The sequence below is a fragment of the Longimonas halophila genome, assembly GCF_002554705.1.
GTDB classification, from domain to species: domain Bacteria; phylum Bacteroidota; class Rhodothermia; order Rhodothermales; family Salinibacteraceae; genus Longimonas; species Longimonas halophila.
Map to the genome: position 1 here is coordinate 239,524 of NZ_PDEP01000005.1, position 11,558 is coordinate 251,081.

Here is an 11,558-nt window from a genome sequence, read left to right on the forward strand (position 1 = left end):
TATCAATAGGGAGTAGCAGATGCCAGGCGCGTATGGGTTTATGTATCCATCTTTTGCCTCCCTGTTACAACATAATATTGCACCATGATGGGGCCCACGCCGTTCTTGTGGGGCATGCTTCTGCGAGGCATATCGCAAGTAAGCGAGAAACGTCGCATTTCAGTGACGCGTTACGCATCCGCAGAGTGTGCATGTCGGGGTGTTTTTGCCGTCTATATTCTTAGTTTCTGTTTCGTTGAGGCGTATGTGCTGCGCAGTGTGAGCATGAACCGATCAATTCGCATTGGCTCGGTAGCAGGCATTGGCTTGTTCCTCCACTGGACGTTCCTGCTCTTGGTGGCAGGGCTTGCCGCATTCCTGTACTATCAGGGCCAGAGCTTGGCTACAACGCTCCATATTATGGGGCTTATGGCAGGGCTCTTTGGGTGTGTGGTGCTACACGAACTGGGTCATGCACTCATGGCCAAGCGGTTTTCGGTGCCCACGGAAAGCATCACGCTCTATCCTATCGGCGGCCTTGCGCGGTTGCAGCGTCTGCCTGAAGAGCCCATCAAAGAGTTTTGGATTGCCATAGCTGGGCCGCTCGTTAACGTAGCTATTGCCACTGTACTGGCTGTGGGGCTTGTGCTTGCCGATACGCCGATAGACATCAGCGCGGCCTACTCGATCGATACCCACGCCGGGGCCACCCTGATGTGGCTAAATCTCGGACTTGCGGTGTTCAATATGCTTCCGGCGTTTCCTATGGACGGTGGGCGCGTGCTGCGTGCACTGTTGGCATTGCGCTATGACTATGCCCAGGCCACTCGCACGGCGGCTCGGGTAGGGCAAGCCATGGCAGTGTTATTCGGGTTTGTGGGAATCGTCAGTTTCAACTTTGTGTTGCTCTTCATTGCGCTCTTCGTGTACATTGGGGCGCAGCAAGAGTCGCAACACGCCGAGTTTCGAGCCGTGGCGCGCGACACCCTGGTGCGCGCTGCTATGATGACGCGCTTTGGCACGCTCTCTGCCAATGCAACCCTGGGCGATGCGGTGGATGAACTGCTCGCCGGGACCGACCACGACTTTCCGATCGTTAACGATGGGCGCGTAGAGGGGATGCTCAGCCGACAGCAACTTGTGGATGCACTGCGCATGCACGGACGTGGCCACCGGGCTGCCGATGTGGCTACCGGTCCATGCGTAACCGTGGCACCCAGCACGACGCTGGACGAAGCCTTCCAGATTATGCAGACCTCTGACTGCACCACGGTGCCCGTAGTCGAGGACGAGCGCCTTGTGGGACTGCTCTCCCTCGAAAACGTGGGCGAGCTGCTCATGGTGCGGTCGGCGCTCGGGGCCAATGAGTCGCCAACCTCGACGCAGCTCCCCGGAAGTGCGTAGCGACGTATTCAGCAACAGATCGGACCCAGGCCGGGGCGAACACTACCCGGTAGCGCTTTCATTCGCAAACACATAACGCAACGCCCTGTCGGTTCGTCAATTGAATCGATAGCTTTTGTTCGCACTGGCTTCTTTCAACCAATCGCCTCGCCCTCATGGACCGTCGTACGAAAATTGTTGTTACACTGGGTCCGGCCAGCAACGACCCGGAAACTATCGAACGGCTCATTGCTGCGGGCATGGACGTGGCACGCATGAACTTTTCCCACGGTAGCCACGAGGAGCATGCCGAGCGCATTCGGATGGTGCGTGAGGCTGCTAATGCACAGGGCCGCGTAGTGCCTATCCTGCAAGATCTTCAGGGCCCGAAAATCCGCGTAGGTACCGTAAAAGACGGCTGCGTCTTCATCGACGAAGGCGATACCCTTACGCTCACCAACAAACCGCTCGACATTGGCACCACCGAGCGCGTGCGCATCGACTACGACACACTTGCTGAAGACGCCGATGTGGGGGGGCGCATCTTGCTCGACGACGGACTGCTTGAGCTTGAAATTACGGACATCACCAGCAGCGGTGATGTTGTGACGCGCGTGGTAGAAGGAGGGCCGTTGCGGTCCCGCAAAGGAGTAAACCTGCCCAACATTCGCACCTCGACCCCGTCGCTCACTGAAAAAGACATCCGAGATCTTGAGTTTGGGCTTAAGATGGATGTAGATCTGATTGCCCTCTCGTTTGTGCGTACGCGCAGCGATGTGGAGGCGCTGACTCGACGCATCCGTGAGGCCGACAAAAACGTGGCAGTCATCTCGAAGATCGAGAAGCCCGAAGCCGTGCGTCAGATCGACGACATCCTGAAGGAAACGAATGGTATTATGGTGGCGCGGGGCGACCTGGGCATCGAAATGCCGATGGAGAAGGTGCCCGGTACGCAGAAGAGCCTGATCCGCAAAAGCCTGTCTACGGCCAAGCCGGTCATTACGGCAACACAGATGCTGGAAAGCATGATCGAAAACCCGCGTCCCACGCGAGCCGAGGCCAGCGATGTGGCCAACGCCGTGCTCGATGGCAGCGATGCGGTTATGCTCTCCGGCGAAACAGCGGTAGGGAACGATCCGGTGCGGGTGGTGGAGTCGATGAATAAGATCATCCAGGAAGCCGAGTCGCACTGGCAAACCTCGCGGCAGTCGCTCTCGCAGGTGCCCGACCACCTGAAGCACACTGAGAGCGTCACAAATTCGGTCAGCTTCACGGCATGTCGGCTGGCTGAACAGGTTGGTGCCAAAGCCATCGCGTGCCTGACTAACTCAGGTGCTACGGCCCGTTCGATTGCCCGCCACCGCCCCAGTATGCCCATTTACGCCTTTACCGATAACGAGCGCGTGGTCGGCCAACTGGGGGTATTGTGGGGAACAAAGAGTTTTTACATTCCCTTCCAAGAAGATACCGATCGTGGCATTGCCCGCGTGCACAGCGTGTTGCGCGATCGCGAGCTCGTGGAGCCGGGCGATCTGGTGGTTATGACGGCGGGCATGCCACTTCCCGCACGAGGGCGCACAAACATGGTGCATGTGGGCCGCATCAAGTAGCCTGCAGCGAAGTGGCGTTTGCCCTGTAGCTCCAGCCCTCAAGCTGCAGCCCCGTTATGGTTTGCTTTCGTTGAGGAAGTCCCGGTCCACAAGCCGGGCTGCGTTCTATGTCGACATGGCACTGGCTTACGGCAGGCATCGGTGCGATTCTCGTAGCCGGTGTGCTTTCCAGCTGCTCCCCCACCTCGGTGGTTGGGAGCCGCGTTGACAACTTCCGAGCGTTCTACAATACGTTCTACAACGCTGAAGAAGACTTTGCCCGAGGGATGGAGTCGGTGCAGGCCCAGAGTCATGCCCTCGACCCAAGCCGCTTTGCATCCATTTTCCCTGATCCATCGGGAGGCGTTGACGAGGCCGCGTTCGAGTCGGCCATCGATCGCAGTGCCGATGTCCTACGCGAGCACCCGCAGTCGAAGTGGGTCGACGATGCCCTCATGCTCATCGGGCAGTCGTACTTCTACACAAGCGAGTTCGGCGCTGCAGCCGAAAAGTTCAACGAGATCATAGCGTTAGGCAACGAGCGGGCTGATGAAGCACGGTTCTGGCTGGCTCGCACGCTGGTCAGTCAGGGGGATGCTGAGCGCGCTGCCGAGCATGTGCGTTTAAGTCTGGAACGCGACGATGTGCAGGATCCGTGGCGTAGCCAGCTCTGGCTCGTTGCAGCAGAATTGCGTACCGAGCAGGCAACCTGGCCAGAGGCCCTTGCGGCCCTCGATAACGCCTTGCAGGGCGACCTCGACCGCAGAGAGGAAACGCGTGCTCAGTTGCTACGCGGCCAGATCTTTGAGAAGCGGAACGACTATGCCGCTGCGGCCCGCGCCTACCGGGCGGCAACCGAATCGCGCGAGTTTGAGGTGGCCCTGGCGGGGGAGATGAGCGCGCTGCGTGCGCAAGCCCAAACCAGTACCAACCCCGACTTGGTGGAGCGCGCTAATCTCCTTTCGCGCAACGACCGAAACTTAGAGCAGCGCGACGCTCTGCGTCTTCTCGAAGCCTATCTTCATGTTTTGCAAGAGCGGCCCGCCGAGGCTCGGCAGGCCTACCAGGAACTGCTGCACGGCGAAGAACCCATTGGGCGAGATCTGCAGAGCCGTGCGTACTACCAGATGGCTGTGATGTACCGCGATGTTTGGCGCGACTACGGAAGGGCTGCAGCGTATTTTGATTCGTCGGCAACCACAGCGTCGCGTCCAGATAACCAGGAGCAACGCGGCCCTGCGCCTCCTACAACGCTGCCGGATGTCCAGGACCTCGCTGAGCGCTATGGGGCTGTTGCTGAGCAGCAAGAGCGCGTAGCCCGGTACGACTCGCTTCTGGCGCTGGGCAGCTTGCCCGAAGAGGCGTTTCAGCAACGCATTCAGGAAATTGCAGAAGCGAAGCGCGAGGCGGAAGCAGAAGAAGCCAACGAACGCGAAGATACCGATGCAGATTCCAATGGCTTTGCACAGACAACGCGGCGCCCTGGAGTGCAAGGGCAAGATGAAAGGGGGCCTGCGTCCACGATAGCTGCTGAGGCCGCCAATGAAGAGACCGGGTTTCTCTTTCACCGGAGTCCGCAGCGTGTGCAGGAAGGACAGCGCAGCTTTCAGCAGCGATGGGGCACACGGCCCCGCGAGCCGTTCTGGCGCATTGCAGACATCACACCCGACGCAGACCAAGCCCAGGCGCCTACAGTCACCGATGCAGGCCGAATTGAGGCCACAGAGGGCGCCGACGTTCCCTCCGCTGAAGAGGATAGCCCATCCGGCGGGGCTGCGTCAGACGGCGAATCCCTGGTGGATGTGGACGCAGTGCCTCGTACCGAGGCGGAGCAGGAAGCCATGCGAGACGAACGCACCTGGGCGTGGTACGAGTTGGGCAACGCGCTTTTCTTAAACATCGGGCAGCCAGATTCGGCTCTTGTGTGGTACGAGCGCGTTCTGGTGGAAGCTGCGGACCATCCGGTATACGAACGAGCCGTCTACGCTCGTGCTGAGGCGCTCGAAGCGGCGGGGCAGCCCAACGCAGCAGACGGCCAGTACGAATCGCTAATTCGTGCCAACCCCGATTCGCCGTTTGCCGACCGGGCGCGTGCTCGCCTCGGCAGGTCCGTCTCGCCCGCTCCCGACAGCACGCAGCAAGCGTTTGAGGCGTACAAAGAGGCGCGGTCGTTGGTGGAGGAGGAGCAGTGGCGTGCAGGTCTTGACCGTCTCACGGAAGTAGCGCGTACGTATCGCGCCGATACCGTTGTGGCGCCGCGTGCGCTCTGGTCAATGGGGCAAGCCTACCTGTCGTGGCATCGCCGCGATAGTACCGCCGCCCAGCAGGCGCTGCGCCGTGCGATAGATACGCTTAACATTGACGCGGCAGATTCTGATACAGCGACAGCCTCCTCTCCCGAGGCGGCCCCCCGCAGCGCCCCCGCCCAGCAGTCGGGTCCCCCGCAGGTCGCCCCCCCTGACGCAGCCGCCGACACAACACAGGGCATTGCAGACGATGCCACGCGGCGTGCCGAGGCCTATCCGGCTCTTCGTAAGCTGATGCAGCATTTACAGACATCATTTCCTGATGCGCCTCAGTCCCAGCGCGCAGCGCGATTAGCTGAAGCTCTTTCTGGAAGCGAACCCACAGATTCGCGTGAATCCGAATCGGAGTCGACCCCTCCAGGTACGCGTTCAGCGCCCGAGCGCACACTGCCTACGCCCCGGTCGTCCTCCGAAGATGATACGTAACATAAGCACGAACATAACGGAACTGGACCGTTCAGATTGTGGTTCAGTCCGGCTGCCCTGATCCGGCCGGTTTAGGCGTATGGTTGCCTGCCGCTGCTGCGTGAGTCTTTGTGTATTCCCATCCCTTCATGAACACACCAAACGACACCCCAAACCGTCCAGAAAACAATGCCGAGGGCTCATCCTCGCGCATCCTGTACGGAATCTATGCTGCGGTCTTTCTGGGGCTTGGTATCCATCTGCTGTTGTACTGGGGGCAAGACAATGCGGCAGAGATTAGCTACAGCACATTCCTCGACTATGTGGAAGCCGGCCATGTGGAACGCGTTGAGGTGGTCAACGACCGCCGCGTTCAGGGGCGCTACACACAGACCGCTGTGGCAGATAGTGCCGTGACACTGGCCGTGCCGGTGCCCGATGAGGGCGCATTGGAGGATTCCGAGGCCGAGGCGCGCCGGTTCCTGACCACCAAGCCCGAAGACCACGAGCTTACCGATTTCCTGCGTGCGCATAATGCCGAGCAGGCTGCACAAGAAGCCCAGGTCGAGTTTACGGCACGCACCGAGCAGAGCTGGCTTGACAGCACACTGTTCTGGCTGTTGCTGTTTGGCGCTATCCTTGTGGTCTGGTTGCTGCTGTTTCGGCGCATGAACCCAGGCTCGCAGATGCTGAACATTGGCAAGAGCAAGGCCAAGCTGTTCGACGCCTCCGAAGAGCAATCGGTCACGTTCGATGACGTGGCAGGCCTCGACGAGGCAAAAGAAGAAGTCGCTGAAATTGTCCACTTCTTGCGCGATCCAGAACGCTTTACGCGTCTGGGTGGCACCTTGCCCAAGGGCGTGCTGCTTGTGGGCCCTCCTGGTACAGGCAAGACACTCATGGCAAAAGCCGTAGCCGGGGAAGCAGGCGTACCCTTTTTCTCGATATCGGGCTCCGACTTTGTCGAGATGTTCGTGGGCGTAGGTGCCTCGCGGGTGCGCGACCTGTTCAAGAGCGCCAAGGAAAAAGCCCCATGCATCATCTTTATCGACGAGATGGATGCGGTAGGGCGTACGCGCGGCGGTAACAGCATGCCCGGCGGTAACGATGAGCGCGAAAACACGCTCAACCAGCTGCTGGTGGAGATGGACGGCTTTGACTCTGATCAGGGCGTCATTATCATCGCAGCCACGAATCGTCCTGACGTGCTCGACTCGGCCCTCTTGCGGCCAGGCCGCTTCGATCGGCAGATTATGGTGGATAAGCCCGATCGGCATGCCCGCGCCCAGATCTTTACCGTACATGTGCAAGCGCTTCTGCTGGGCAATGACGTTGATGTGGACGTGTTAGCACGTCAAACACCGGGGTTTGCCGGGGCAGAAATCGCGAATGTGTGCAATGAAGCTGCTCTCCTGGCCGCACGCAAGGAAAAGGAATGCGTGCAGATGGACGACTTCGCGCAGGCGATCGACCGCGTGGTCGCAGGGCTTGAGAAGAAAAACAAGATCATTGCTCCTGAGGAGCGCGAGGTCATTGCATTCCACGAAGCCGGGCATGCCATCACCGGGTGGTTCTTAGAACACACCGATCCCGTTGTAAAGGTGTCGATTGTGCCGCGTGGACTTTCGGCGTTGGGATACGCACAGCACCTCCCCGAAGAACGGTATCTCTATTCGCGTAACGCGCTGCTCGACCGCATGACGATGACCATTGGCGGGCGCGTGGCCGAAGAGATCGTATTTGGCGATGTTACCACCGGAGCACAGAACGACCTGGAGCGCATCACCAAAATGGCCTACGCGATGGTTGTTGACTATGGAATGAGCGCGCGTGTGGGACAGGTTAGCTTCAACCAGTCGGGCCAGAACGACACCCCAATGTTTGAACGTCCCTACGCCGAATCCACCGCGGAGATGGTAGATGAGGAGGTGCGCGCCCTGATTGGAGAAGTGCACGACCGCGCCCATGCCCTGCTCATGCGTAAGCGGTCGCTTCTGGATACGATGGCCGAGGCCTTGCTTGAACAGGAAGTGCTCGGTCCGAATGAGTTGGTTGACCTGCTTGGAGAGCGTCCACACGGCACCTACGTGCCTATGAAGAGCGAGGGTGACACAGCGCCCGAACCACCCGCCGAACCGCAGCCTGGTGCACGACAAGACGACCCGTCACGCTAAGATGACTGCTGAGTGGGGCGTGTCAAGCTGGAGACAGGTCAGAATGCACACGGAGCACACAAAGCGGCGAAACCCAACAAGCACGGACAAGTTACGACAAGATGTGCAAATGGCACAGGCCAACACGCCGCTTGTGCCAGGTATGTTGCCGAAAGACACGAGGCGAGGCTCTCTCGCCTTTTTTTGTGAACGTACCGAAAAGACAAGTTGGTACACTGGTATGTATCAATAGAAGGGTTTAGGAAGAGGTGCAGAAGCTATGCACTCGGATTTCGTTCTTTTAACGATCTCTTTGCGGTCGTTCATGAACACCCAGACCCTGCTTCCTTATACCTTTAGCCTGTGAAGACAGGTGGGCCGCCTTTGCGCGGCATGCGCTGATGTGATCGACTAACCGCGACGGTACCGTGCCTACAATACAGCAACTGATTCGTAAAGGGCGTTCTTCAAAACCAAAGAAGAAGACAGCGCCTGCTCTCGAAAACTCGCCGCAGCGTCGTGGCGTGTGCACTCGTGTGTACACCACAACGCCGAAGAAGCCGAACTCGGCGCTCCGAAAGGTGGCGCGTGTGCGCCTCACGAACGGAAACGAAGTGACGGCTTACATCCCTGGTGAGGGACATAACCTGCAAGAGCACTCGATTGTGCTGGTGCGCGGGGGACGTGTGAAAGACTTGCCGGGTGTGAAATACCACATTGTGCGTGGTGCACTCGACGCCGCTGGTGTGGAAGATCGCCGCCAGGGTCGTTCGAAGTACGGTGCGAAGAAGCCCCGTAGTTAACTGTAGAAGAGCAACCCGTGCCCCACAGGGGTGCGTGTCGGCTCGTTTGTTCAACAATGCATAGGTGTTATGGCTCGCGACAAGGCCGCAAAGAAACGCACAACCACCCCCGACCCGATCTATAGCGACGATCTGGTGTCGCGGTTTGTGAACTCGATCATGCGCGACGGCAAAAAAAGCCTGGCGCAACGCATCGTGTACGACACGTTCGACGTGATCGAAGAGCGCACCGGCGAAGAAGGCATTGAGGTCTTCAAGAAGGCGGTGAACAACGTGGCGCCGCTGGTTGAAGTGCGCAGTCGTCGCGTTGGTGGCGCTACGTACCAGGTGCCCATTGAGGTGCGCCCAGAGCGGCGCGTTACGCTGGCGTTTCGCTGGATCATCCAGTATGCGCGAGCCCGAAAAGAGAAAAGCATGGTGAACCGCCTGGCTAGCGAGCTGGTGAATGCAGCCAAAGGCGAAGGTGGTGCCGTTAAGAAGAAGGACGATACGCACCGGATGGCCGAGTCCAACAAGGCCTTTGCCCACTTCCGCTTCTGACTGACTGCGGATATTTCCGCTGCCAGCTGGCCTGCCACTACGGCGCGCCAACTGGTTCACGCACTGGGCCTGTGCGGCCCCCGAGTACGCAACAATAGATCTGTTATGGCTACCCGAAGCAACGAGAGCTTTCCGCTCGACAAAACTCGCAACATTGGTATTGCCGCGCACATTGATGCGGGCAAAACCACGCTCACTGAGCGTGTCCTGTTCTATACGGGACGCATCCATCGTATGGGGGAGACCCACGAAGGGGCGTCGCAGATGGACTGGATGGACCAGGAGAAGGAGCGGGGCATCACCATTACCAGTGCTGCTACAACCTGTTACTGGGACGACCACCGCATCAACATTATTGACACACCAGGCCACGTTGACTTCACCATTGAGGTGGAGCGCTCCCTGCGTGTGCTCGACGGCGCGATTGCACTCTTCTGTGCTGTGGGCGGCGTAGAGCCGCAATCGGAGACGGTGTGGCGTCAAATGGACAAATATAATGTGCCGCGCATTGCGTTCGTCAACAAGATGGACCGCACCGGTGCCGACTTTGAAAATGTTGTCGGTATGATGGAGGATCGCCTGAGTGCGAACCCTATTCCGCTGCAATACCCCATTGGCGCAGGCGAAACCTTTCGCGGCGTAATCGACCTGATTGAGAACAAAGCCGTCATCTACGACGAAGAGTCGCAGGGGATGGATTGGAACGTCATGGAAATTCCGGACGACCTGAAAGGGGAGGCCGAGAAGTGGCGCATCCGCATGCTGGAGGCCGTCGCCGAATACGACGACGAGCTCCTCATGAAGTACCTCGACGGCGAAGAGATCTCTGCCGAAGAGATCCGCAAGGTGGTGCGTACTGCCACGCTGGAGCGCGACATTACCCCTGTCTTTGCGGGTACCGCGCTCAAGAACAAAGGCGTACAGCGCCTGCTCGACGGTGTGCTAAACTACCTGCCGAGTCCGCAAGATGTGCCGCCGGTGGAAGGATTCCACCCGCGCGACAAGGACGAAAAGCTGATGCGTGGGCCAAACGAAGACGATCCGTTTAGTGCGGTTGCCTTCAAGATTGCCACCGACCCGTACGTCGGGAAGATCACGTTCATTCGCGTATACAGCGGTACGCTCGAAACCGGAACCAAGGTGTACAACGCAACCTCCGACGAGATGGAGCGCGTTGGGCGCCTGATGTTCATGCACTCCAACGATCGCGAGGACGTGGACATGGTTCGGGCGGGAGACATCGCCGCTGCAGTGGGACCGAAGAACCTGAAAACAGGCGACACTATTTGCGATCCAGACGACCCCGTCGTGCTGGAGTCCATGGACTTCCCCGAGCCGGTCATCCGGATCGCCATCGAGCCCAAAACCAAGGCCGACCGCGACAAGCTGACGAGTGGCCTGGTGAAGCTCGCTGAAGAAGACCCGACATTCAACGTGTCGACCGACGAAGAGACCGGTCAGACGCTGATTGCGGGGATGGGCGAGTTGCACCTCGAAATCATTGTGGACCGCCTGAAGCGTGAGTTTAAGGTGGAAGCAAACGTAGGTCGCCCACAGGTGGCCTATCGCGAAGCCATTACTGCTACGGTCGACGAGCACTATGTGCTCAAAAAGCAGACGGGTGGACGCGGTCAGTTTGCCGAGGTTTACATGGAGGTCGGGCCGAACGAAGACGGAACTGGCTTTGAGTTTGAAGACGAAATCGTAGGCGGCGCCATCCCGCGTGAGTTCATCCCGTCGGTTGAGAAGGGCATCAAGAGCTCGCTCGATCAGGGCCCGATTGCCGGGTATCCAATGGAGGGTGTGAAAGTGCGTCTTTACGACGGCGAGTACCACGACGTTGACTCTGATCAGAACTCGTTTGAGATTGCCGGGCGCATGGGCTTCCGCGAGGCGGCCCGCCGCGCGAACCCGGTGCTCATGGAGCCGATCATGAAAGTTGAAGTCATCACGCCCGATGAATACATGGGCGATGTGATTGGTGACCTCAACAGCCGTCGCGGCCAGATTGGAAAGATGGGGCAGCGCAATGATGCACAAGTCATCAACGCGCTTGTACCACTCTCCGAAATGTTTGGCTACTCGACCGACCTGCGTTCAATTACGCAGGGGCGCGCCATCTACACGATGCAGTTCGAGACCTACGATCCGGTCCCGAAAGACATCGCAAAAGAGATTACGGACGAAGACACCGTCGACGCTGCTGCATAAGCCTGAACGGCTCAGCACCGGCGCACAGATCAACACACTGACACGAAACACCAAGGTAACCAGTTATGGCGAAGGAGGTATTTGAGCGGAAGAAGCCGCACATCAACATCGGGACGATTGGGCACGTTGATCACGGGAAGACGACGTTGACGGCGGCGATTACGAAGGTGCTGGCCGAGCAGGTTGGCG

General features: G+C 58.9%; 8 protein-coding genes. All 8 read left to right on the plus strand.

Translation table 11 applies throughout. The annotated features are described in order from the left end of the window. Window positions 1-264: 264 nt before the first annotated feature. Window positions 265-1,383 carry a site-2 protease family protein gene (locus CRI93_RS07275; RefSeq protein ID WP_098061963.1) on the plus strand — a complete coding sequence of 373 codons (1,119 nt, stop codon included), beginning with the start codon at window positions 265-267 and terminating at the stop codon, window positions 1,381-1,383. A gap of 155 nt (window positions 1,384-1,538) precedes the next feature. Continuing rightward, window positions 1,539-2,972 carry a pyruvate kinase gene (pyk, locus tag CRI93_RS07280; protein ID WP_098061964.1) on the plus strand — a complete coding sequence of 478 codons (1,434 nt, stop codon included), beginning with the start codon at window positions 1,539-1,541 and terminating at the stop codon, window positions 2,970-2,972. A gap of 107 nt (window positions 2,973-3,079) precedes the next feature. After that, the gene (locus CRI93_RS07285) at window positions 3,080-5,683 is read left to right on the plus strand and encodes a tetratricopeptide repeat protein (RefSeq protein ID WP_098061965.1); all 2,604 of its coding nucleotides are present in this window, start codon (window positions 3,080-3,082) and stop codon (window positions 5,681-5,683) included. Window positions 5,684-5,811: 128 nt separating this feature from the next. Next, entirely contained in the window at window positions 5,812-7,836 is a 2,025-nt protein-coding gene (gene ftsH / locus CRI93_RS07290; protein WP_098061966.1) for an ATP-dependent zinc metalloprotease FtsH, read from the plus strand. A 407-nt stretch (window positions 7,837-8,243) separates the two neighbouring features. After that, a complete protein-coding gene (rpsL, locus tag CRI93_RS07295; RefSeq protein WP_098061967.1) occupies window positions 8,244-8,618 on the plus strand; it encodes a 30S ribosomal protein S12 in 375 nt (124 codons plus the stop codon). A gap of 69 nt (window positions 8,619-8,687) precedes the next feature. Continuing rightward, on the plus strand, window positions 8,688-9,158 hold the full coding sequence (gene rpsG / locus CRI93_RS07300) for a 30S ribosomal protein S7 (protein ID WP_098061968.1): 471 nt from the start codon (window positions 8,688-8,690) through the stop codon (window positions 9,156-9,158). 105 nt (window positions 9,159-9,263) lie between these two features. Then, the gene (gene fusA, locus CRI93_RS07305; protein WP_098061969.1) at window positions 9,264-11,369 is read left to right on the plus strand and encodes an elongation factor G; all 2,106 of its coding nucleotides are present in this window, start codon (window positions 9,264-9,266) and stop codon (window positions 11,367-11,369) included. Window positions 11,370-11,434: 65 nt separating this feature from the next. After that, window positions 11,435-11,558: GTP-binding protein (locus CRI93_RS07310; RefSeq protein ID WP_245850365.1), on the plus strand; the 124-nt coding region annotated here is incomplete at its 3' end.